Source organism: Granulicella rosea (genome assembly GCF_900188085.1).
Taxonomy (GTDB): domain Bacteria; phylum Acidobacteriota; class Terriglobia; order Terriglobales; family Acidobacteriaceae; genus Edaphobacter; species Edaphobacter rosea.
The window spans coordinates 50,599-75,651 of the sequence record NZ_FZOU01000009.1 but is presented as its reverse complement, the minus strand read 5'-3'; the positions used below and the strand labels follow the sequence as shown (position 1 = coordinate 75,651).

Sequence of the window (25,053 nt, the reverse complement as noted above, 5' to 3'; positions counted from 1 at the left end):
GGCAGCCATGCACCTCCGCACACTCGCCGCGTCTCTTCTTCTGTTGGCCGCGAACGCGACAGCACAGCAAGGCGCCTACGCGACGCATCACTATCGCAACCTGCTCGCCGAAGACGGCCACACGCAGGCCGAGATCGACGCGCGCATCGATGCGACCTTTACGCAGCTCTTCCACGGCGACAAGGACACGCAGGCCATCTTCTACGAGACCGGCCGCAACGCCAGCGGGCCGCTCGCTTACGTGACCGATGTCGCCAACCACGACGCCCGTACCGAAGGCATGAGCTACGGCATGATGATCGCGGTCGAGACCAACCACAAGGCCGAGTTCGACGCGCTCTGGAACTGGGCGAATACCTACATGCTTATCACCGATCCCGCGAATCCGTCGGTGGGTTACTACGCGTGGTCGATGAACGTCGACGGCACGCCGCGCTCGGTCTCGCCCGCGCCCGATGGGGAAGAATACTTCGTCATGAGCCTCTACTTCGCGGCCAATCGCTGGGGCAACGGCCAGGGCATTTACGACTACAAGGCCCAGGCAGACCGCCTCCTGCGGCTCATGCGGCATCATCCGATGCAGAAGGGCAGTCCGCCCTTTCGCATACATCCCGGCGATCCGCCGTTCGCGCCGAACGGGCACTCGGGCTGGGTGACGACCGTCGGCCCCATGGTCGACGAGGCCGCCAACATGATCGTCTTCGTGCCGGACACAGGCGGCGACAAGTACAGCGATCCGAGCTATCACCTGCCCGCCTTCTACGATCTATGGGCGCTCTGGGGGCCAAAGGAAGACCGCCAGTTCTGGGCGAAGGCCGCCGAGACCAGCCGCCAATACTTCGTGAAGTCGACCAACCCCACCACCGGACTCTCGTCCGACTACGCCAACTTCGACGGCACGCCGCATGCGGCCGAGTTCAACCGCATGTCGGCGAACTTCTCCTACGACTCCTGGCGCACGGCCAGCAACTGGTCGGTCGATCAATCGTGGTGGGGCCGCAACCCCAACGCCCGCGCGCTTAGCGATCGCATCCAGACGTTCCTCTCGAGGCAAGGCATTCATACCTACGCCGACCAATTTACCCTCGACGGCAAGCCGCTCTCCACGCGGCATTCCACCGGCATGGTCGCGACCACCGCCGTCGCCAGTCTGGCCGCAAGCGACACGCCGCAGGCAAAGGCCTTCGTGCATGAGCTTTGGACCACGCCCATACCCAGCGGCCAGCAGCGTTACTTCGACGGCATGCTGTACATGATGAGCCTGCTGCATGCCAGCGGCCAGTTTCGCATCTGGGATGCGCCCCCGGTGCGGAGCGGACACTAGAGCGATTACCTAAACGCGCCCAGCACTCCCCAAAAGGCTTGTCATCCTGAGCGAAGCAAAGGACCTGCGTTTGGTTTTTGCCGTTGTCCGTCTTTCAACAGCAGCTACGAAACCGTAATAATCCCCGTCTGCATCGCGATGAAGATCGCCTCGGTGCGGTCGCTGGCCTCCAGCTTTTCGGTGATGTGATTGAGATGATTGCGCACGGTGAACTGGCTGAGCTGCAGCGTATTGGCCACCTCTTTGTTGGTCAGCCCCTTCGACACCAGCTCCAGAATCTCGCGCTCGCGCGGGCTCAGCCCGGCGGTCATCCGGTTATTCGAGAGCCGCTCCGCGATGCGTCGTGGAAACGCCCGCTTGCCGCCATGCACCAGCCGGATCGCGTTCAGGATGTCCTCCGCATGCGACTCCTTGTGCAGATAGCCCTGCGCGCCGGCCTTCACCGCGTCGTAGATCTCCTCGTCGTACTCGAAGCTCGAGAGCACGATCGAGCGCGAGCGTGGCGCGACCTCGCGCAGCCGCTTCAGCGTCTCGATGCCCGAGCAGCCCGGCATGCGCAGGTCGACCAGCAGCACGTCGACGGCATGCCGCTGCACGAAGTCCAGCGCCTCGTCCCCGCCGGCCGCCGTACCGACGACGTCGATATCCTCGTGCAGCGCCAGCAGCGCGTTCAACCCAAATCGCACGATCGGGTGGTCGTCGACGATGAGCAGACGAATCGGCGACACCGTCTTCTCGACCGCCGCCGGCATCTCTCCAGCTTCCATCTCCGCAGGTTCGTTGCGTTCGTTCATCGGTTCCATGTCTTAGACCGCTCTTTCCGTCTCTGATGCCGTCACCAGTTTGATGCGCAGCCTGTTCAGCAAACCTGCCGCAACGGGAAGCTGCGCCGTCACAGCGATCCGCGTGCCTTCGCCGGGCGCGGTGCGCAGCTCGAGCCTTGCCTTCACCTTGGCCGCGCGCCTGCGCATGCCGGCGATGCCGAGCCCCTGCGGCGTCAGGGGCTCGTCGAAGCCCTTGCCGTCGTCCTCGATCGTAAGCTGCGCCTCCCGGCGTGCGAGGGTCAGGCTCAGTGTCAGCGTGCCGCAGCCGGAGTGCTGAATCGCGTTGCTGATCGCCTCCTGCCCGATGCGCACGAAGACGTCCGTGATCTCGAGCGGCAGCTCCGCGGGCTTGCCATTCATCACGGTCTCGATGCGCAGCGTACCGCCATCGCTCAGCCGCGCGGCGGACTCGCGAAGCGCCTCCAGAATGCCGGCTGCATCGCGATACTGCGGGCGCAGCGCGGCGATCGTGCGGCTGGCCTCGCGATGGCTCACATGCACCATCTCCAGCGCGTTGCGGATGTGCGTCTGAATCATCCCTTCGCCGCGCCTTTCGATACTTGCAGCCTGCAGTTGAAACGCGATCCCGGTGAAGCTCTGCGCCAGCGTGTCGTGCATCTCGAGCGCAAGCTGTTCGCGCTCCCGCAGCACGGACCGCATGTGCCACGTCTGCACCCGATGCAGCAGGAACTGCGCCGCGAGGAAGAAGCCGATGCCCAGCGCGGCCAGCAGCACGATGTGGCGCGGCGACCACCACGGCGGAGGCGCGACGACCTGAACGCGATCCGTAATCACCGTGAACGGGTAGATGCCGCCGGTAAACTGCTCAAGCGAAGTAGCCGCGCCGCGCAGACGCACGCGGCTGCCCACCACCAGCCCCGCCGGATCGATCTGAAAGTTCTTCGAGCCCAGCGCGCGAAACGACTGGCCTCCATCCTGCAGCACCAGGTCGTAGTCGCCGGGCCGGATCGCGACCGACTTCAGAATCCCCTCCACCTCGATCGAGCGTCCGCGATAGGTTCCGCTGGTCAACTGCGACGCGGTCACGGCAAGCGGCGGAATCTCCGTATCGGACCACAGCACGCGGATCTTTGCGTCGTCAATGCGGCTGCGAAAACGCTCGGAGACGACCGTGCCTTCGGCGGCCACGACGTCGCCCAGCTTGACCGTCGAGTGCGGGTCGAGGTTCGGGATGATGAGCGCGTTGGTGTCGTCCTGAATCGCCGTCAGGGGCGGCGTGGAGATAATGACGCCCTGGATCGTGACATGCGGATGCCGGCCGGGCTGCATCAGGAAGCTGACGATCGGCTGCACGCCGGGCTGCACCGCGTGCTTCTTCGCCTCGGCGCGCATGGCGGTTGCATAGCGGTCGAGGGTAAGCGCATCGTATGGCTCGGACGAAGCCAGCGAGGCCGGCGTGGGCGAACCGGCAAGCTGCTGCTCGATAGCGGCGATCTCAGCCGGTCCGGCGGGCGAGACGCTGAGGTTGCGCCACGTCACGCTGGTCAGGTACGACCGCAGACCGAAGCGGCCGGTGCGCAGGCAGTCCGGGTCGTCGGCCACGCCGCCCGCGACGCGTCCGTCGGCCAGCGCCAGCGCGATGGCGAAGCGGCAGCCCACCGCCGCGAGCCGCAGGTGGATCGGCCGCTGCAGGTCCGCTCCTTCGGGCAGCCTGCGATGCAGCAGCGCATGCCAGCCGAAGTCCGCGCGGCCAAACTCGAACGACGCATCCATCGTGCGGATGCCCGCGAAGTAGCCGTGGTAGGCGTCGACGCCCTCCTCCTCGCCGCTCGACCGGATCATCAGGCCCGCCTCGCCATAGGGTTCGGCGATCTGCAGGTCGGCCTGCACCTGGTAGTCGCCCCACGCGCCGGCGCGCGTCATCAGCTTGGCGCCGCGCTCCTGCGAGTTGTTGTGAATTTCGGTCGCGGTCGCCGCCCAGTCGCCACCGTAGGCCGCCCATGCGTCCGGCTGCGAGAAGACGCTGGGGCTTGGCAGCGGTGCGTTCCCCCGCGCGAGCCGTCCGCATGCGGCGAACGTCGTCACCGCCGCCAGCAGGGCAAGCGCCGCCAGCAACCCGGCATGCAACCGTCGCCACCCGATGGCCTGCGCCCGTCTCACTTCGAACCTCCGCCGGCGTGGCTCCAGTCGTAGTCGGCGAAGGGCCACAGGCTCTGCATCGGCTCGCTGTTCATGTTCTCGCGCGTCATCAGCAATGGCTCGACCAGCGTCTGCGGCGCGACGGCGGCGCCTTGCAACTGGGCCTGCATGTTCTGCATGGCGAGCTGCCCGATCCGCCGCGTATTCTGCACGATGACCGAATCGACTTCGCCGAGTTGGATGGGCGCCAGCAGATCCTGGTCAAAGCCCACGATGGCGATGGCGGGCCGAGGCTCCGTAGCGATACGCGCATAGTACGCGCCGCGCGTGGCGGCGGCGGTCAGCGCGACGATGGCGTCGACATGCTCGTGGCCGTCCAGAATCTCCTGCGCGATCTGCTGCTGATGCGTGATGACGAGGTCGCCGAAGTGGCGCACCTTGATCTCGATGCCCGGCGCAATGGCGGCCAGCGCGCGCTCGAAGCTCTCCTCGCGCGTCAGACCGCTCTCGATTCTCGGGCTGATGCCCATCAGGGCGATCGTTCCGTGCCCCTTCAGCAGGTGGTTCACGCGCTCCGCCGCCAATCGCGTGCCCGCCGTCTCGTCGTTCGAGACGTAGGAAAGATACGGTCCGGCCGGCGGCCCCAGCTCGTCGTCGACGATCACGACCGGCACCTGCTTCGACACCGCCTGCAGGACCGCGCTGCGCGAGTTCAATGTTTCGGACGGCGCAAGAATGATGCCGCGGCTCGAGTTGCGCAACGCCGCCGCAAAGAGGTTGAGCTGCTTTTCGGAGTCGCCCTCGTCGGCCGGCGCGTTCCAGTGTATGTCGATGCCGCTGCCCCGCGCCTGTTCGGCGACGCCCATGTGCATCGGCTCCCACAGCAGCGTGGAGGTGGTGCGCGGGATGACGGCGACGGAGGACGCCTGTTGGCGGCAGCCCGGCAGCATCGCGGAGAGCAAAAAGAGTGCGATTCCGGCGCTCACGCGTGCTCTCATGCCACCCTTCCTTGCCGACGGCGACGATAAAGCGCCGGGACGCCGAGTATACCGGGACCGTATATGCGTTGCACAGAGACGTGTACAGGAACGGCGATACGACGAGATTGGTACATATGTACCATGTCACCCGTGAGCGAAGTTCTCTATTGTTCTGGTCGCACAAAAAAAGCGGATTCAACGTCGCTCTGTCGCTTTATTTCAGGGCACGAAAGTAAAGATTCCGCCAATGCGGCAAGGCCCCTCGGGGCAGATGTACTGAGAGGACAGGATGACCAAAATAAATGCTTCAAGCGGATACGGATTCCAATCGCCGATCCGTTCCGTTGAGCTTTCGCCAACACAACGCTACGCCAGTGCAACTTCGAGCGGCGCCTTCGCCCGATGGCTCCTCATTCTGCCCCTCGGTCTGGCCTGTTTCGCGCCGAACCTCTCCGCCCAGGTGCTCTACGGCACGCTGACCGGAAGTGTGACCGACCCCACCGGCGCCGCCGTGCCGAACGCAAACGTCAGGGCCGTCGAGATCGCCACCGGCGTCGAGCACACCGCGACCACCGGCGAGACCGGCGCCTACAGCATCAACGACCTCAACCCCGGCACCTACCGCGTCACCGTCACCGCGCAGGGCTTCTCGCCCGTCGGACAGGAGGGCATCGCGCTGCTGGCGAACACAACCCTCCGCGTGAACCTGACGCTGAAGGTCGGCGCCAGCACCCAGGAGATCACGGTCACCGACGCGGCGCCCATGCTGCAGACCGAGACCGCCGACACGGCCTACAACATCTCGCAGCAGCAGATCGCCGAGCTGCCCACCACCTCGACGACCGGTCGCAACTTCCAGAGCCTCTATCGGCTCGTGCCCGGCTCGACGCCGCCCGCCGAACAGAACTCCGCCGGCGGCAACCCGCAGCGCGCGCAGGCGGTTAACGTCAACGGCGTCTCGAACGCAACCAACACCACCCGCATCGACGGCGCCGTCGACGCCTACCCGTGGCTGCCCTATCTCGTCGCCTACCTGCCGCCGACCGACGGCATCGAAAGCATCAACGTCGTCACCGGCAGCTTCAACGCCGAGCAGGGCGCGGCCGGCGGTTCGGCCATCAACGTCACGATGAAGAGCGGCACCAACCACTTCCACGGTAGCGCGTGGGAGTTCAACACCATCGCGCAGTACAACGCGCAGGCCTGGTCGAACCGCACCGGCATCCGCCAGAAGAACATCTACAACGAAGTGGGCGGCGCCATCGGTGGCCCGATCATCAAGGACAAGCTCTTCTTCTTCTTCGACTACAACCGCGTGTCGGTGAACAAGGCGATCAACGGCATCTACTCCGTGCCCACCTTGGCGATGCGCGGCGGCGACTTCAGTGCCTTTCTCTCAACCACGGCGACCTCGAACACCGTGATCTACGACCCCGCGACGGGAACCGCCACCGGAACGGGCAAGACGGCGTTCAACGGCAACAAGATCGACCCCAGCCGCTTCTCCCCGGCGGCCGTGAAGCTGCTGGCAGTGCTGCCCCAGCCGAACTACGGCGCGGCGGGAGCCGCGACCAACAACTACTTTGGCACTGGCGTCAACGCGTTCCTGCGCGAGAACTACGACACCAAGATCACCTACGTGCCGACCCAGAAGACCAGCTTCTTCGGCCACTACAGCATCTCGCCCAACAACATCACCGACCCGCAGGTCTTCGGGCCAAACCCCGGCGGCGGCACCTTCGACGGCGGGCAGCCCGGCGCCGCGACCGGCCGCATCCAGAACATCGGCCTGGGCGCCACGCACGCCTTCACCGCGCGCCTCTTCATGGACGCCAACGCCGGTTATACGCGTCAGCGTCTACTCGCGCAGGCAGGCGACATCTCGCTTGGCGACTACGGGACCGGAGCGCTCGGCATCCCAGGCACGAACTACAACGGGCAGTCCTCCTACGCCGGCCTGCCCGGCTTCTACTTCACCACCTACGCCAGCCTGGGCAACGCCAACACCGGCAGCCCCTTCCTCTTCCGCGACAACCAGTACACCGGCAACGTCAACCTGACGTGGGTGCTCGGCAAGCATTCGCTCCGCTTCGGCGGCGAGTATCTGCACGCGGCCATCAACCACTTCCAGCCCGGTACGGGCTCGTACGCGACCGGCCGCGGGTCGTTCCAGTTCACCGGCGGCGCCACGCAGCTCAATGGCGGCACATCCAACAACAACACGGCGGCAGCCGCCTTCGCGGACTTCCTCCTAGGCCAGGGCGACACGTATTACAAAAACGTCCAGACCTTCAACCCCGAGCCGCTGCGCTACTCCACCTTCTCGTTCTACGGACAGGACACCTACCAGGTCTCAAGCAAGCTCACGCTCTCGTACGGCGTGCGGTACGAGTACTATCCCCTCCCCGTCGGCGACCACTTCGGCACAGTACGCTATGACCCCAGCATCGCCTCCACCGTCACCGACTCCTTCGGCACGCACACCGTCGGCACCGTGCTGATCGGCGGCAAGGGCGCCAACAATCAGCATGCACAGACCTCCAACGGCTGGGGCATGATCGTGCCGCGCTTCGGCGTCAGCTACAACCTCAACTCGAAGACCGTCATCCGCTCGGGCTTCGGCATCACCACCGACCCAGACACGCTGCGCAACCTGCTGCAGGCCTATCCTTCGACGGTCGGCACCAGCGTCAGCGGCGCCACCAGCTACGTGCCGGCGGACGTGCTGAACGCCGGTCTGCTCAGCACGGCCACGCAGGTCGGCATCCCCACGCTGACGATTCCGGATATCAGCTCCGGCTCGCTGCCCCTGCCCACGCTGCTCTCCACCAACACCATCCCGAAGAACTTCCGTCGCGGCTACATCGAGAGCTTCAACCTCTCCGTGCAGCGCGAGCTGTATCGCGGACTCACCACGAACATCGCCTATGTCGGAACGCACGCCATTCGCCAGCAGTCCAGCGTGAACATCAACGCGGCGCCTCCAGGCGGCGGCACGGCAGGCCGCGCGCTCAACACCACCTACGGCGCCAACACCAACAACACCGATATCAACTCGCTGCTGCCCTTCCAGGGTTCGGTCTACAACAGTCTCCAAACGCAGTTGACCAAGACGAGCGCCAGGCATCTCTCGACCGGCATCGTCTACACCTACTCGAAGGCGATGGACGCCTCCGACAACAGCCAGGCCAGCGGACTCGTCTTCGCTTCTCCTGCTTACTATTACCGCAACTGGGGCCTCGCCGGTTACGACCGCAAGCATAACTTCCAGTGGTGGACGATTTACTCGCTCCCCTTCGGCAAGGACCAGTACTTCCTCAGCCATGGCGTCGTCGGTTACGTCGTCGGCGGATGGAAGCTGAGCACGACCCTGAGCCGCGTCAGCGGTACGCCCCTCACCATCAACGGCAGCTCCACCTTCCTGAATGCGCCCGGCAATACGCAGGTCGCCGATCGCGTGCAGGGCGTCACGGCTGTGCTTGGCGGACGTCATCCGGCGAGCAACGGCTACCAGTACATCAACCCCGCGGCGTACGTCAACGTCACGACGGGTCCGGCGCGCTTCGGCAACTCCAGCCGCGGCAGCGTGCGTGGTCCCGGCATCTTCGATCTCGACGTCAGCCTGAAGCGGAGCTTCCCGATCTACAAAAGCATCGCTCTCGATCTGGTGGCCGATTCGTTCGACGTCACCAACACGCCGCAGTTCGCCAACCCCGCCGTGGATGCTTCGTCGCCCAGCACATTCGGCGTCGTCACCTCGTCGAACGTCAACCGCACCATGCGCTTCAGCGGACGCATCTCCTTCTAAGCTTGCCTCACCTTCTCCAATGAGAGGTGCGGAGCGGCCTCACAGCCGCGCCGCACCCTCATCTTTTTCACATTGCTTCACTTCTTTCAGGAGACGCCGCCTTGAATCCAAAGATCACCAACAATCCTCGTCATCCTGAGCGCGGCGAAGGACCCCTGTATTTCGCTCTTGTCGTTGCCGTTGTTTGTTCTCTGCTCCCCGCAGCGCTGACGCCAGCCCGCGCCGCGGACATCCCGCACATCGCCAAGACCGCCGACGGCGGCCAGTTCATCCTCGACGGCAAGCCCTATCTCATCCTCGGCGGAGAGCTCGGCAACTCCTCCGCAGGCGTCGCCGCGCAGGCCGATACGATTCTGCCGAAGCTCGCAAAGCTGCACGTCAACACCGTGCTGATGCCCGTCGCGTGGGAGCAGATCGAGCCCACCGAAGGACAGTTCGACTTCACCATCCTCGACCACTGGATCGACGTCGCGCGCGCCGAACACCTGCACATCGTGCCGCTCTGGTTTGGCAGTTGGAAGAACGCCTTTTCGAACTACACGCCCGCATGGGTCAAGCAGGATACGACCCGCTTTCCGCGCGCCATCTCCGCCGATGGCGCCGAGCTTGAGATCCTCTCCACGCTTGGCCCCGAGACCCTCAAGTCCGATACGCGCGCCTTCACCAGACTCATGCAGCACATCCAAGACAAGGACGCCGGGCAGAACACCGTGCTGATGGTGCAGGTCGAAAACGAGGTCGGCTATCTCGGACGCGGACGCGACCGTTCCGCCGCAGCCAACAAGCTCTTCGCCGCGCCCGTCCCCACGTCGCTGATGACGAACCTGAAGGAGCATCGCGACACCTTCTCGCCCGAGCTCGCCGCGCACTTCAACCCGAGGGGCGCGACGTGGAAGGAGGTCTTCGGCGACGCCGCCGACGAGGTCTTTATGGCCTGGAACTACGCACGCTTCATCCAGACCGTGGCCGCCGCCGGCAAGCAGGCCTACGCGCTGCCCATGTACGTCAACTGCCAGCTGCCCGCGCCATCGGAGCGTGCGGGCGAGTATCCCAGCGGCGCGCCGCATCCCTACTACCTCGCCGTCTACCGTGCTCTGGCGCCCGCGCTCGACCTCTACTCGCCCGATATCTACTGGCCCAACTTCGAGTACTGGGTCCAGCGTTACAAGACGCCCGGCAACCCTATCTTCGTCCCCGAAGCCCGCATCGAAGCCGGCCCCGTCAACGCCTTTTACGCCTATGGCGAGGCGAAGGCCTTCGGCTTCTCGCCCTTCGGCATCGACAGCCTCGAGCCCTCGACAGATCCGAAGACCCAGCCTGCGATGCAGCAGACCTTCGAGGCGCTCGACAACCTCGCCGACATGATCGTTCCGGCGCAGGCAGCGGGCAAAACACGCGGCCTCGTCCTGCACGCCGACAGCCCTCGACCCACGCAGACCGTCGCGCTTGGCGGCTATCTCTTCGAGGCCACGCTCTCGCGCTCCTGGCCCGCGAAGACGCTGATCGCCGACGACGGCGCCATGATCGTCATCGAGTCCGCGCCGAACGAGTTCTACATCTCCGGCAGGGGCCTCACCGTCTCGTTCTTCCGTGATCCCGATGTAGACGAGAAGACTGGCGGCATCGCCAGCATCGAAGAGCTCACACACGCCGATGGCAAGTGGACCACGCAACGCAGGCTGAACGGCGACCAGACCAACCAGGGCCGCTCGCTCAGCCTCGCACCGAAAGACGTTCACACCTATCGCGTGAAACTCTACGCGACGGACTCCGCAAGGCATGGAGGACAGTAAGCCACAGACGCTCGTCATCCTGAGCGCAGCGAAGGACCCCCGTATCTGTTCCTGTCGTTGTTTGTTTGCTCCGCGCACTTATCCCCGGTAGGAATCGCCCGCCGCCTGATCGATTGGAGTCCTTGATGTTCTTTGCCGTACGTAACGCCATCCTCGCGACCGCCCTGCTGTTGTCGTATCCATGCGTTGCGGAGGATGGCTCCGCCGCATGGCTGCGTTACGCCCCCGTACCCGCCGCGCCGTATGCCTCTCTCCCGTCGCACATCTTCGTTCACGGCGACTCGCCCGTGGAGCGCAGCGCAGGCGCGGAGCTTGCGCGCGGGCTCACCGCGATGCTTGGCCGGTCCTTCGACGTCGTCACAAAACGATCCGAAGGCAGCATCGAACTGACGCTGGCGTCCGGCGCATCCACCACACTCGAAAGTTATACGATCGACTCCACGCGGCGCCATCTGCGCATCGCCGGCAACACCCCGCAGGCCGAGCTCTACGGAGCCTTCCACCTGCTCGAAGAGATCGCCGCCGCGCGCCCCATCCCCGCGCACGAAGCCAGCACCGCGGCCGCGCCGGTCCGCTGGACCAACGAGTGGGACAACCTCGACGGCAGCATCGAGCGCGGATACGCCGGGCAGTCGTTCTTCTTCGAGAAGGGCCACGTCCGCCAGGATCTTACGCGGGCCTCGGCCTATGCGCGTCTGCTGGCCTCGGTCGGCATCAACGGCTGCAACGCGAACAACGTGAACGCGGATCTTGACCTGCTGACGTCGGATCATCTGAAAGAGTACGCGCGTCTCGCGGACGCCTTTCGCCCATGGGGTGTGAGGCTCGCGCTCAGCGTGGACCTCACCTCGCCGCAGGCAGTCGGCGGCCTGCCCACCTTCGACCCGCTCGACCCGACGGTGATCGCATGGTGGCAGCGCAAGGTCGACGAGATCTATACGCTCATCCCCGACTTCGCGGGCTTCACCGTGAAGGCCGACTCCGAAGGCCGCAAGGGGCCCGCACAATATGGCCGCTCGCCCGCCGATGCAGCCAACGTGCTTGCTCGCGCCCTCGCGCCGCACCACGGCGTCGTGCTCTATCGCGGCTTCGTCTATGACAACCATCTCGACTGGCGCGACCCGAAAGCCGACCGCGCACGCGCAGGCGTCGACAACTTCGCGAAGTACGATGGACGCTTCGAACCGAACGTCATCATCCAAATCAAGGAAGGCCCCATCGACTTCCAGGCGCGCGAGCCGGTCAATCCACTCTTCGCCGCGCTGCCTCACACCAACGTCGCCATCGAGGTGCAGGCCTCGCAGGAGTACACCGGCCAGCAGCGCCACATGGTCTGGCTGCCCAGCATGTGGCGCTGGGTGCTCGACACCGACCTTCGCGCCGAAGGCCGTCATACACCGGTCAAAGAGATCGTCACGGGCCGTGCCTTTCCGCTCGCAAGCGGCGCGCCGCGGCCGGGCGGCTTCGTCTCCGTCACCAACGCCGGGCTGGACGCGAACTGGATGCATCACCCGATGGCTATGGCGAATCTCTATGGCTTCGGCAAACTTGCCTGGAACCCAGACGAGCCGCTAGACCGCATTCTGGACACCTGGACGCGCCTCACCTGGGGCAACGATCCGCTTGTCGTGCGCACCGTGAACGCGATGCAGTTGAAGAGCTGGCAGGTCTACGAGGGCTACACCGGCCCGAACGGCGTCGGCACCCTCACCAACATCCTCGGCTACCACTTCGGTCCGGACATTGAGTCCGCCGAGCGCAACGGCTGGGGCCAGTGGATTCGCGGCGAGAAGAACGGCATCGGCATGGACCGCACCGCCGCCGGCACAGGCTACGCGCAGCTCTATCCGCCGCTCGTGGCCGCACGGTATGAGTCGCTCGCGACCTGTCCCGACGATCTGCTGCTCTTCTTCCACCACGTGCCGTACGACCACAAGCTGCACACCGGCCAGACCCTGATCCAATCCATCTACGACACGCACTACAAGAGCGCGCGCGAGGCCGGCGAGTACGCGGTCGCATGGAGCACACTCGAAGGCCGCGTCGACCCCGAACGCTATCGCCAGGTCGCCGCACTCTTCAACTTTCAGGCCGGCCATGCGATCGTCTGGCGCGACGCCATCGACACCTGGTTCGAACGCATATCCGGCATCGCCGACGACAAGGGCCGCGTCGACCGTCACCCCCTGCGGATCGAGGCCGAGAGCATGACCGCCACAGGCTACGAGCCCATCGATGTAACGCCAAGCGAGACCGCATCCGGCGGCAAGGCCATGGTCTGCCGCAACGACGCCGGCTGCACGCTCAGTACCGTGCTACAACAGCCCGCCGGCGCCTACGACATCGCCGTGCAGTACTTCGACACCTGGGCCGGCGTCTCGAACTACGAGCTGCTCGTCAACGGCGTTAGCCAGGCCCGCTGGTCCGCCGCCGACACGCTCGCGCCCGTGCAGTTCGACCCTCACCTCGACGGCCAGACCTCCACGCGCTACACCGCGCATCACCTCGCGATCAAGCCCGGCGATACCCTCACCCTGCGCGGCGTTCCCGACCTGCGCGAGACGCTGAAGGATCGCGGCAGGCAGACCGTTGAACCCGGCGCGATGTCGCCCCCAAACCAGCGCCGGGACTACCGCGAGTTCGCACCCATCGACTACATCGTTCTCGGTCCGGACGGTCCGCTCACCCCGCAGGACTGATCGGTTGGAGCGGTGTATCTCTGAGCATCTTCACACACCCGCCCAAAAATGCTCGTCATCCTGAGCGGAGCGAAGGACCCCGGTATTTGTCTTTGTTCTTGCTTGTCCTCGCTCGCGCCGCAACTTCAAACAAGAACAGCAACGACAAAAACCAATACGGGGGTCTCTCCACTCCGCTTCGCTCCGGTCGAGATGACGAGCATCTGGGTGGGTGCTCGCCACCAAAACATCATGCGTTCGAAACGAGCATGGGCGGACGATCTCTCGTCCGCCCATGCTGTGCTTTACTCCGAACCTATGCGAGGTCGAAGCGGTCGAGGTTCATCACCTTCACCCACGCGGCCACGAAGTCCTTCACGAAGGTCTCCTTCGCGTCCGATGCGGCGTAGACCTCAGCAAGCGCCCGCAGTTGCGAGTTCGAGCCGAAGATCAGGTCCACGCGCGTCGCCGTGTACTTCAGTTCGCCGGTCTCGCGGTCGAGCCCGTCGAAGCTGCCTTCAGCGGTCGTCGAGGCCTTCCACTCCGTCGCCATGTCCAGCAGGTTGACGAAGAAGTCGTTCGTCAGCGTACCGGGCTTGTCGGTGAAGACGCCGTCCTTGCCGCCGCGGAAGTTGGCGCCGAGCACGCGCAGGCCGCCCACCAGCACAGTCATCTCGGGCGCGGTCAGCTTCAGCAACTGGGCGCGGTCGACCAGCAACTCCTCGGCGCGCTGGGTGTGGCCCAGGCGCAGATAGTTGCGGAAGCCGTCAGCGGTCGGCTCGAGCGGCGCGAACGAGTGAACGTCGGTGAACTCCTGCGAGGCGTCGGTGCGGCCCGGCGTGAAGGGAACCTTCACCTCGTAGCCGGCCTTCTTCGCGGCCTCTTCCACAGCGGCAGAGCCGCCGAGGACGATGAGATCCGCAATCGAGACCTTCTTGCCGAAGCCCTGCTGAATGCCTTCGAGCGTCGAGAGAACCTTGGCCAGCACCTGCGGCTGGTTGACCTCCCAGCTCTTCTGCGGCTCCAGCCGGATGCGTGCGCCGTTCGCGCCGCCGCGCTTGTCCGAGCCGCGGAAGGTCGAGGCCGAAGCCCACGCCGTCGAGATGAGCTGCGAGGTCGTCAGGCCGGAGGCGAGAATCTTTGCCTTCAGCTCGGCGATCTCCGACTCGCCGATCAACTCATGATCGACCGCCGGAACGGGATCCTGCCAGATCAGCACTTCCTTCGGAACCAGCGGTCCGAGATAGCGGACGATGGGGCCCATGTCGCGGTGCGTCAGCTTGAACCATGCGCGAGCGAACGCGTCCGCGAACAGAGCCGGATCGGCCTGGAAGCGCTTGCCGATCTTCTCGTAGGCCGGATCGAACTTCAGCGCGAGGTCCGAGGTAAACATCATGGGCAGGTGCTTCTTGCCTTCGATGAAGGCATCGGGGATGTTCGGCGTCTCGGCCACGGCGTACCACTGCCATGCGCCGCCAGGACCCTTCTTCAGCGCCCAGTCGAAGTTGTAAAGGTTGTCGAGGTACTCGCTGTCCCACTTGACGGGCTGGCTGGTCCAGGCGCCTTCGAGACCGGACGAGATGGTGTCCTCCGAGTGGCCCTTGCCGACGGAGTTCTTCCAGCCAAGTCCCTGCTGCTCGATCGGCGCGCCTTCCGGCTCGGGACCGACGTTCGGACCGGGATCGTGCGCGCCATGCCCCTTGCCGAAGGTGTGTCCGCCGGCGATCAGCGCGAAGGTCTCCTCGTCGTTCATCGCCATGCGGCCGAAGGTCTCGCGGATGTCGCGCGCGGAGGCGATCGGGTCGGGCTTACCGTCGGGGCCTTCCGGGTTCACGTAGATCAGACCCATCTGCACGGCGGCCAGCGGGTTATCGAGATCGCGTTCGCCCTGGTAGCGGTCGCTGCCAAGCCACGTGTGCTCGGCGCCCCAGAAGATGTCCTCCTGCGGAACCCACACATCGGCGCGTCCACCGGCGAAGCCGAAGGTCTTGAAGCCCATCGACTCCAGCGCGACGTTGCCGGTCAGAATCATCAGGTCGGCCCACGAGATGCTTTTGCCGTACTTCTGCTTGATCGGCCAGAGCAGGCGGCGAGCCTTATCAAGTGAGACGTTGTCGGGCCAGCTATTGAGCGGCGCAAACCGCTGCGTGCCCATGCCCGCGCCGCCGCGTCCGTCGTAGATGCGGTACGTTCCGGCCGAGTGCCACGCCATGCGGATGAAGAACGGGCCATAGTGGCCGAAGTCCGCCGGCCACCAGGGCTGCGAGTCGGTCATCAGCGCGTTCAGATCCTTAATGAGCGCGTCGAGGTCGAGCTTCTTGAACTCCTCGGCGTAATCGAAGCCATCGCCCATGGGGTCGGCCAGCTTCGTGTTCTGGTGCAGCACCGCGAGGTCGAGCCGGTCCGGCCACCACTCCGCGTTGCGCACGATCTTGCGCGAGTTATGCGTGACGGCGCCGTGCATGGGCGAGGAGGTCTCGGTAGCGGTGGTGGCGGCGGAGGGATGCTGGCCGTGCGGCACCGGACACTTCATTTCGTTCGACATACTTGCTCCTTGATGGTGATAGGGCTGGTGATGGGCGGTTTGCGTCCCGCCGTTGTGATGCATTGCTGTCCAGGGATGGATTCTACTTCTGCTCTATCCCAAAGCTTGTAAATGTCAGACCTTCATCCGGTCTCCGCCCGGTGGTTGAGCGCAACTCGCGCAAAGCCCGCGCAGAATAAGCTCGCACTCTCGCACGATGCGCGCGCCGACAGAGGCCGGAGCAGGCCGCGGCACGTCGAACCAGTCCATATCCTCCACCGCGCCACACCGGTCGCAGATAAAGTGGTGATGCTGCATCTCCTTCAGGTCGAAGCGCGCCGACCGGCCCTCGACCGCCACCTCGCGGACCAGGCCTGCCTCGACCAGCTCCTTCAGGTTGCGATACACCGTCGCTCGCGACGACCGCGGGTCCAGGCTGTTCACGCCGTCGAAGATCTCCGCCGCCGTCGGGTGGCCGGGATGCTCCATCAGGTACGCCATGACGCAATAACGCTGCGAGGTAAACTTCACCCCGTTGACGTCGAGCCGTTCCCTGATCGCTTCAGCGTCCATGCACTATCAAGATTCTGTCTCATCTGAGAGTTTGTCAAGCCGCGTATTCCACAGCTCGTCTCTCCGGAAAACCGATCGATGTTGCAACGCATCGAATCGCACACCATGTGGATCGTCAGACTGGCGCTTCGGCGGCCCTATACCTTTGTCGTGGTCTCGCTGCTGATGCTGCTGCTCGGCATCGGCACCTGCATTGAAGCGCCGAAGGACATCTACCCGTACATCAACATCCCGGTCGTTACGATCGTATGGAGCTACAGCGGGCTGCCGCCTCAGGATATGGAAGGCCGCATCGTCACGGTCTGCGAGCGCGCGCTCACGACGACCGTCAACGACATCCAGCATACGGAGTCCATCAGCTACCAGGGCGTCGCGGTCATCCGCGTCTTCTTTCAGCCGACGGTCAAGGTCGAACTCGCCATGTCGCAGATTACCGCGGTCGTGCAGACCGTCCTGCGTGTGATGCCGCCCGGAACCTTTCCGCCCAACATCATCAAGTACGACGCCTCCAGCGTACCCATCGTACAGCTTGGCCTTTCCGGCCAGGGGTTGACCGAGGAGGATCTCTACGACCTTGGCCTGTCGTTCATCCGGCCTCGTCTCGCCAATGTGGAAGGCGCTTCGATCCCGCTGCCCTACGGCGGCAAGGTCCGCCAGGTACAGGTAGACGTCGACCCCAACCTGCTCTATGCCAAGCACCTCTCAGCATCCGATGTATCGACCGCCTTCAACCAGCAGAACCTCATCCTGCCCGCCGGCGTCGCACGTCTGGGAGACCGTGAATTCATCGTCAAGATGAACTCCTCGCCCGAGGTCGTCTCCGCGTTGAACGACCTTCCGATCCGCGCGGCTGGCGGCGCCATCGTGATGGTCAAGGACGTGGCCCAGGTGCGTCTCGGCTACGCCCCACAGGTCAATATCGTGAGACAGGATGGCAAGCGTTCGGCCCTGCTCACCGTGCTGAAGAACGGCCAGACCTCAACCCTCGACATCGTCAAGAACGTGAAGGCGATGTTGCCGCAGGTCAAGGCCGGACTGCCTGCGGGCCTGCAGATCACGCCGCTCTTCGATCAGTCCGTCTTCGTATCCGAATCGATCAGCGAGGTGGTCCGCGAGGCGGCCATCGCAGCCGCGCTGACTGCATTGATGATCCTCGTCTTCCTCGGCTCATGGCGTTCGACGCTCATCGTCTGCGCGTCGATTCCGCTCTCCATCGCGACCTCGCTCGTCATCCTCTACGCGCTGCAGCAGACGATCAACGTTATGACGCTCGGCGGCCTCGCGCTCGCCGTCGGCATACTCGTCGACGACGCCACGGTCGAGATCGAAAACACCCATCGCAACATGTCCGAGAAGAAACCGCTCGTGCGAGCCATCCTCGACAGCGCCCAACAGGTAGCCGCGCCCGCGTTCGTCTCGACGCTTTCGATCTGCCTCGTCTTCACGCCGGTCGTACTGCTCTCGGGCGCCGCGCGTTATCTCTTCACGCCGCTCGCGATGGCCGTCGTCTTTGCCATGATGGCGTCGTACTTTCTCTCCCGCACCCTGATTCCCACGATGATGCACTTCCTGCTCGACAAGGAGATCGCGCTCTATCAGGACCCCGAGGCCGCGCAGAAGGAAGAGGAAGAGAACTTCATCTGGCGCTGGCACTCGAAGTTCGATCGCTGGTTCGAGCGCCGGCGCGAGAACTATAAAGCCGCGCTCGAATGGACGCTCGAGAATCGCGGCCTCACCGTCGGCGTCTTCGGACTCTTCGTCCTGCTCTCGCTACCTCTGGTCCTCATCATCGGCGAAGACTTCTTCCCCTACGTCGACTCCGGCCAGATGCGCCTGCACGTCTATCCCGCGCAGGGCATGCGTCCCGACGATGCCGAGCAGTACTTCGCCAGCGTCGAACGCGAGATTCGCAAGGTCATTCCGCCGGATGAGATCAAGCTCATCCTCGACAACATCGGTCTGCCGAACGGCGGCATCAACCTCGCCTTCTCCGACAGCTCCGTCATCTCGGACTCCGACGGCGACATCCTCATCTCGCTCAACCCCGGCGGCCGTCACACGCAGCTTTACATGCGCGAGCTGCGCGCCGATCTGCATAACAAGTTTCCCGACGCGACCTTCTTCTTCACGCCCGCGAACATCACCAACCAGATTCTCGACTTCGGCCTGCCCGCGCCGATCGACCTGCAGATCGCAGGTCGCGGCAAGAACAACTTCCAACTCGCGCAGCAGTTGTTGAAGCAGGTGCAGGCAATCCCCGGCGTGGCCGGCGCCCACATCCATCAGCAGGTCGCGCTGCCCACCATCGATGTCAATGTGGATCGTCTGAAGTCGCGGCAGATCGGCCTTACCCAGCAGGACGTCGCGCAGAGCATGCTGATCTCGCTGACCGGCACCGGCCAGACCGCGCCGAACGAGTGGCTGAATCCGCAGACCGGCGTCAACTATCAGGTCGTCGTGCAGACTCCGCAGTACCGCATCGATTCACTGCAGGCGCTGGCTCGCACGCCCATCACCTCGCCCGCCGGCAACGCGAGCCAGTTGCTGGGCAACATCGCCAACTTCCAGCGCGACATTACGCCGACCATCATCAGCCACTACAACATTCAACCGGTCTACGACATCTACGCCGACACCGACCAGCGCGATCTCGGCGGCGTCGCCAGCGAGGTCCGCAAGATCATGGCGAACGCACAAAGCACGCTGCCGACCGGCACCACGCTCGCACTGCGCGGCGAGGTCCAGACCATGTCCGAGTCCTTCGAGCGGCTAGGCATCGGCATCGTCTTCGCCATCCTGCTCGTGTACCTGTTGATGGCCGTCAACTTCCAGAGCTGGCTCGATCCGCTCATCATCCTCATGGCTCTGCCGGTAGCCTTCGCCGGCGTGCTGTGGGTGCTCTTTCTCACGGGCACGACCTTCAACGTGCCCTCGCTGATGGGCGGCATCATGACCATCGGCGTGGCGACCGCGAACAGCATCCTCATGGTCGTCTTCGCGAACGACGAACGCGCCGCCGGCAAGACGAGCCTCGAAGCCGCGACCAGCGCGGGTTACACGCGTCTGCGTCCCGTATGCATGACCGCACTCGCGATGATCATCGGCATGATGCCCATGGCGCTTGCGCTTGGCGAAGGCGGCGAGCAGAACGCGCCGCTTGGTCGCGCGGTCATCGGCGGCCTGCTGCTCGCGACGCTCGGCACGCTCTTCGTCGTGCCCATCATGTACTCCTGGCTGCGCACCGCCGCGCCGCGCGACTTCGACAAGGAGATCGACGACGCCTACCACGAAGGCGAAGAGAACAAGCAGCCTCGGCAGGACCAGGGCCAACAAGATCAGGGAGGACAGGCGCAGCCTGCCTGAAAGCATCCATGAGCGACGAGCATAAGAAGAACGACGACCTCGAACTCCGCCGATACAGCGAAGACGAACGCCTGCGCCAGATCGAAGAGAACCCCGACCGCCGCATGACCCGCGAAGAGTGGGAGCGCGAAGAGTCCGCCGCCCGGCAAGCCGCGCACAAGAAGCACGAACAGGTGCGCCACGATCGCGAGGTGCAGGAGGAGTTCGACAAGAAGAAGAAAACCACTCATCGCAACTGGGGCAAGATCTTCCTCTGGGTCGGCGGCGGCCTGCTCGTGCTCGGCATCATCTTTCTCATCGGCTACATTCCGCGTCATCGCACGGCGAAGAAGGCCGCGGCCGCGGCGAAGGAGCGAGAGCAGGAGGAGCCTGAAGTCGAAGTCATCCAGGTCCAGCGCACGCATGCGCCCGGCGAACTGACCGTTCCCGGCACCATCTCCGCCGACACGCAGGCCTACATCTATGCGCGCGCCAACGGCTATCTGCGCAAGCGTTATGTCGACATCGGCGACCACGTCGTGAAGGGCCAGTTGCTCGCTCTCATCGACGCACCCGACCTCGATCAGCAAGTCGACCAGGCGCGCGAACAGTTGAAGCAGGCCGAGGCGCAGGTCGCGCAGCAGAAGGCGCAGCTTGCGTTGAACAAGGTCACATGGGATCGCTGGCGCGTACTTGTGAACAAGGGCGTCTTTTCGCGGCAGGACGGAGATCAGCGCGAGGCGGACTATCTCGCGCAGCAAGCTGTCGTGGCCTCGTCCGAGCGCAACGCCGAAAGTTATCGCGCGAATCTTCGCCGCGTCATTGCGCTGCAAAGCTATGAGCGCGTCACCTCGCCCTTCGATGGCGTCGTCACGCAGAGGAACAGCGACATCGGCGCACTCGTGGGCGCGTCAGGAGCGGCATCCACCGCTCCGATGGATTCATCGCAGACGCCAAGCGGCGGCTCCGCCAACGTCGGCAGCACCAACACCAGCGGCATGTCCGGCAGCGGAAACCAGTCGGCGACGCCCAACACCGGACAGGCCCAGGGCGGCCCACTCTTCTCCATCTCACAGACAAAGATATTGCGCATCCTCGTCTCCGTGCCCGAAGGCTACGCGGTCGCGCTGCATCCAGGCATGGCGGCCCGTGTCTTCGTGCAGGAGCGTCCGGGCAAGCCCATTCAAGGCACGGTCGCGCGTACGGCGGCGTCGGTCGATCAGAACTCCCGCACCATGCTTGCGGAGGTCGACGTCGACAACCGCGACGGCAGCCTCTATCCCGGCATGTACGCGGTCGTCACCTTTGTGCAGACGCGCGGTCAGGCGCCGCTTGCCGTCCCGGGCGATGCCGTCATCGTGCGCGACGACCGCACCTCCATCGCCACGGTGAAGGACGAGAAGATCAAGCTGGTTCCGGTTGAGATCGGCCGCGACTACGGCCCGTCGATCGAGATCCTCAGCGGTCTGCAGGAAGGCGACTGGATCGTCACCACCGTAACGGATAGCGTGCGCGAAGGCGTGAAGGTGCGCCCGAAGAAGAGCCAGAAGCAGGAGCAGCAGGCCATCGGCCAGGGCGGCGAGCAGACCAACAAGGCGCCCGATGCGGGCCCGAATCAATACGGCGATCAATCCATCGTGAACTCCACCAGCGAGAGCACCAACCAGCAAGGCAAGCCCGGACAGAGCAAGGGCGGCAAGCCGCAATCGACGCCGGGCAAGAAGAGTGGAGGCGCGCAATGAGACGGCTGACACGAGCGGCCTCCATGTTGATGGTGAGTGCAATTCCATGGGTCGCGGCGTATGCGCAACAGGGCACGCAGCCGCCTCCCTTCACCGCGCCGAATCCACCCACGCCCAGCGCGCCGCAGTCTCCGGGCCAGCAGGCCGCGCCCAAGCAACAGCGTCCGTCTGTCGCTCCCGACGCTCCACTGCCTCAACCCGACAAGAGCACAGTGGACCTGCGCGACCTGCCGCCGATGGCCAAGCAGCAACATGCTCCCAGCCCGCCTTCGCCGCTTATGCAGTCTGTCGCAGGAAGCGATACGTCCCCACGCAAAGAGGCGCTGCCCAACCTGAACACGCACTGGTACAGCCTCATCGGTCCTTATCATGCTGCCCGCGCGCCTGAGCTTTCCATGGCGTCGCCGCTGGGGCTTGCAGGCATGGTGCGTGACGGCAAGCTCTACCTCAGCCTGCACGACGCCATCGAGCTTGCCATTCAAAATAACCTCGATGTCGAGATCAGCCGCTACAACCTGCTGCTCGCCGATACCGATCTCACGCGGGCTCGAGGAGGCGGCAGTCTACGCGGCCTCGACTACACCATTCAACAGACGGTGCCGGGCGAAGGCGGCATGACCAGCCCATTACTCATCACAACCACAACCGGAACCAACGCACCCACAAGCGTCAACATCACCGACCTCTCGCAGGTGACGCAGACCGGCGCGGGCGCGCAACAGACCCTTTCCGAGAACGGCTCGTCCATGTTCTCTTCCGGACCGCAAGTGCCGCTCTTCGATCCCGTCGTCACAGGTCAGCTCAGCTACTTCAGACGCTCAGATCAGGACACGCTCGTCAGCACAAGCGGTACAAGCACGACGAGCTCATCCTCCTCGACAGACGGCGCCTCCACATCCACTCCGTCGGTCAGCTACGTCGGCCTCGCAGCAGAGTATCAGCAGGGCTTCTCCACCGGCGCGCAGATCGACGGCTACATCGACAACTCCGCGCAGGTGCTCTATGCGAGCAACTCGCAGTACAACCCATTCCACTCGCCAAGCAGCTCGCTGACCTTGACGCAGCCTCTGCTGCGCGGTCGCGGCAGCGCGGTCAACCTGCGCTTCGTCCACATCGCGCAGATCGATCGCAAGGTCTCGCGCCTGCTCTTCGAACAGCAGTTGCTCGAGACCATCTATGGCATCTCGCGCCTCTACTACGACCTCGTCTCGCTGGGCGAAAACATCGGCGTCAAGCAGGAGTCGCTGGCCGCGGCGCAGAAGCTCTACGACGACGATAAGAGCCAGCTTGAACAGGGCACGCTCGCGCCCATCGAGGTCACGCGCGCGCAGGCGCTGCTGTCTTCAAGCCGCCTCGATCTCATCCAGGCGCAGGGCGAGTATCGCCAGCAGGAGGCAATCCTGCGGGAGCAGCTCGTGCGCAGCCTCGGCGATCCCATGGCCAATGTGCTGTCCATCGTTCCTGTCGACAAGATCGAGGTGCCCGATGCGCCGCCCGCGCTCGACGTGCCGGGCCTTACGCAGGACGCACTCACCAACCGTCCCGACCTCGCGCAGGCCGGGCTGCAGTTGAAGGCCAACGAGATCGCGGCCAATGGCTCGCGCAATAACGTGAGGCCTTCGTTAAACGTCTATGGCAACGTGCAGACGCGCGGCTCGTCGCTTGTTCCCTATCAGACGCTGGGCTCGCCCGGCACCGGTCTAACGGCGGTCAACCCAGCGCTCTCGCAGGGCGGCCTGCGGCTTTCGACCATCTATCAGGGCGGCTTGCAGCTCAACATGCCATTACGCAATCGCATCGCGCAGGCCGACTCCGCACGCGATGCAATCCAGGTGCGACAGGCGCAGAGCCGCGCGCAGAAGCTGGAGAACGATATCCGCCAGCAGGTCGAGAACGCCGCCATCGCGCTTGAGAATGCGCATCAGGCCTATGCGGCAGCGGTCGAGAGCCGCAACTTTCAACAGCAGTTGCTACAGGCCGAGATCGATAAGTTCTCCGTCGGCGCCAGCACCAACTTCCTGATCGTGCAGGACGAAGCCTACCTTGCGCAGGCGCGTTCAACCGAGGTAGCGGCGCGCTCCGACTGGATGAAGGCTCGCCTCTCACTCGACCGCGCGCTCGGCAATCTGCTTGAGAGCAATCATGTCGTCTTCGACGATGCAGTCCAGGGCAAGACCCCCTAAGCATTTACGCCCTCCATGCTGGCCGCATAGTGCTATGCGCAGAAGCCGCCGCCGTAAACACGAAGCCATGCCGGTCGAGCATGAACGAATCTCTCAGCCAGTTCCTCGGCGCTACTCAAAAGGATGAGCCGCCACTAGGCGAAAGGGGCCTTTGACACCATAAGACCCACGCCTATGCTTGAGAAACGGCGCCGGAGTAAGTGGTCGGCCCAACAGTTATCCAGCAACGAATCCGCTCTTATGATCGAGAGCCGCCGACTTACAACCATACAACCGGACGTCAGCTCTCGTGACGCACAGGAGTTATCCATGCTTACCGACCGTATCGAAACCAAAGACGGGACCAGCATCTATTTCAAGGACTGGGGCGCGGGCAAGCCTGTCGTCTTCTCGCACGGCTGGCCGCTCAGCGCGGACGCCTGGGATGCCCAGATGCTCTTCCTCGGCCAACACGGCTATCGCGTCATCGCACACGACCGCCGTGGACACGGACGCTCTAGCCAGCCCTGGGAAGGCAACCACATGGATCAGTATGCGGATGATCTCGCTGAGCTGCTCGAGAAACTCGATCTGCATGACGTGACGCTGATAGGCCACTCCACCGGCGGCGGCGAGGTCGCGCGCTATATCGGCCGGCATGGCTCGAAGCGTATCGCCAAGGCCGTGTTGATCGGCGCCGTGCCCCCGGTCATGGTGCAGAGCGAGAAGAATCCTGGCGGCCTGCCTCTCTCCGTCTTCGATGGTCTGCGCGAAGGCGTCGTCAATGACCGGTCGCAGTTCTTCAAGGATCTGCCCACGCCCTTCTACGGCTTCAACAAGCCGGGTGCGAAGTTCTCCGAAGGCGTACGCGATTCGTTCTGGATGCAGGGCATGCAGATGTCCATCAAGGGCGCATACGACTGTATCAAAGCGTTCTCCGAGACCGACTTCACCGAGGATCTGAAGAAGATCGACGTGCCGACGCTCGTCCTGCATGGCGACACCGATCAAATCGTCCCCATCGCCGCGGCGGGCCTTCTGAGCGCGAAGCTCGTGCCCAATGCAACGCTCAAGGTCTATCCCGGCTTCTCGCACGGCATGTGTACGGTGAATGCGGATGTGATCAACGCAGACCTGCTCGCCTTCCTCAAGTCGTAACTCGTCGTATGCGAACGGGCCGCCCGCATGGGTTGGCCCGTTTGC

At 64.3% G+C, this 25,053-nt stretch carries 13 protein-coding genes; 8 read left to right on the top strand and 5 right to left on the bottom strand.

Annotation, left to right across the window (positions count from 1 at the left end):
• Positions 1–7: 7 nt before the first annotated feature.
• The gene (locus CHB87_RS19005; protein WP_089410034.1) at positions 8–1,324 is read left to right on the top strand and encodes a family 8 glycosyl hydrolase; all 1,317 of its coding nucleotides are present in this window, start codon (positions 8–10) and stop codon (positions 1,322–1,324) included.
• A 104-nt stretch (positions 1,325–1,428) separates the two neighbouring features.
• Here the strand turns inward: CHB87_RS19005 and CHB87_RS19000 are convergent, their stop codons facing one another.
• Genes CHB87_RS19000 through CHB87_RS18990 form a run of 3 tightly spaced genes read right to left on the bottom strand, consistent with a single transcriptional unit; the run spans position 1,429 to position 5,246 of the window.
• A complete protein-coding gene (locus CHB87_RS19000; protein ID WP_176441861.1) occupies positions 1,429–2,118 on the bottom strand; it encodes a response regulator in 690 nt (229 codons plus the stop codon).
• A gap of 12 nt (positions 2,119–2,130) precedes the next feature.
• Positions 2,131–4,269, bottom strand: a complete 2,139-nt coding sequence (locus tag CHB87_RS18995) for a sensor histidine kinase (RefSeq protein ID WP_142988434.1) — start codon at positions 4,267–4,269, stop codon at positions 2,131–2,133.
• Entirely contained in the window at positions 4,266–5,246 is a 981-nt protein-coding gene (locus CHB87_RS18990) for a substrate-binding domain-containing protein (protein ID WP_089410031.1), read from the bottom strand. Before CHB87_RS18990 ends, CHB87_RS18995 begins: the two co-directional genes overlap by 4 nt.
• A 271-nt stretch (positions 5,247–5,517) precedes the next feature.
• Here CHB87_RS18990 and CHB87_RS18985 point away from each other — a divergent pair, with 271 nt between their 5' ends.
• From CHB87_RS18985 to CHB87_RS18975, 3 genes are all read left to right on the top strand, one after another.
• Positions 5,518–9,036: a TonB-dependent receptor gene (locus CHB87_RS18985; protein ID WP_089410030.1), complete on the top strand. Its 3,519-nt coding sequence runs from the start codon at positions 5,518–5,520 to the stop codon at positions 9,034–9,036.
• 101 nt (positions 9,037–9,137) lie between these two features.
• Complete coding sequence (locus CHB87_RS18980; protein ID WP_089410029.1) at positions 9,138–10,829, top strand: GH35 family beta-galactosidase; 1,692 nt, start codon at positions 9,138–9,140, stop codon at positions 10,827–10,829.
• A 125-nt stretch (positions 10,830–10,954) separates the two neighbouring features.
• The gene (locus CHB87_RS18975; protein ID WP_089410028.1) at positions 10,955–13,528 is read left to right on the top strand and encodes an alpha-glucuronidase family glycosyl hydrolase; all 2,574 of its coding nucleotides are present in this window, start codon (positions 10,955–10,957) and stop codon (positions 13,526–13,528) included.
• A gap of 295 nt (positions 13,529–13,823) precedes the next feature.
• Here the strand turns inward: CHB87_RS18975 and katG are convergent, their stop codons facing one another.
• Together katG and CHB87_RS18965 are read right to left on the bottom strand one after the other, a co-directional pair.
• Positions 13,824–16,052 carry a catalase/peroxidase HPI gene (gene katG / locus CHB87_RS18970; protein WP_089410027.1) on the bottom strand — a complete coding sequence of 743 codons (2,229 nt, stop codon included), beginning with the start codon at positions 16,050–16,052 and terminating at the stop codon, positions 13,824–13,826.
• Positions 16,053–16,166: 114 nt separating this feature from the next.
• Positions 16,167–16,604 (bottom strand): Fur family transcriptional regulator, encoded by a 438-nt coding sequence (locus CHB87_RS18965; RefSeq protein WP_089410026.1) that lies wholly within the window; start codon positions 16,602–16,604, stop codon positions 16,167–16,169.
• A 105-nt stretch (positions 16,605–16,709) separates the two neighbouring features.
• Between CHB87_RS18965 and CHB87_RS18960 the strand changes: the two genes are divergently transcribed.
• The 4 genes from CHB87_RS18960 to CHB87_RS18945 all read left to right on the top strand — a co-directional run bounded on the left by CHB87_RS18960 (position 16,710) and on the right by CHB87_RS18945 (position 25,008).
• Complete coding sequence (locus CHB87_RS18960) at positions 16,710–19,967, top strand: efflux RND transporter permease subunit (RefSeq protein ID WP_089410079.1); 3,258 nt, start codon at positions 16,710–16,712, stop codon at positions 19,965–19,967.
• 8 nt (positions 19,968–19,975) lie between these two features.
• A complete protein-coding gene (locus CHB87_RS18955) occupies positions 19,976–21,688 on the top strand; it encodes an efflux RND transporter periplasmic adaptor subunit (protein WP_089410025.1) in 1,713 nt (570 codons plus the stop codon).
• Entirely contained in the window at positions 21,685–23,871 is a 2,187-nt protein-coding gene (locus CHB87_RS18950) for a TolC family protein (RefSeq protein ID WP_089410024.1), read from the top strand. Before CHB87_RS18955 ends, CHB87_RS18950 begins: the two co-directional genes overlap by 4 nt.
• A gap of 309 nt (positions 23,872–24,180) precedes the next feature.
• Positions 24,181–25,008 (top strand): alpha/beta fold hydrolase, encoded by an 828-nt coding sequence (locus CHB87_RS18945; protein WP_089410023.1) that lies wholly within the window; start codon positions 24,181–24,183, stop codon positions 25,006–25,008.
• Positions 25,009–25,053: the final 45 nt, after the last annotated feature.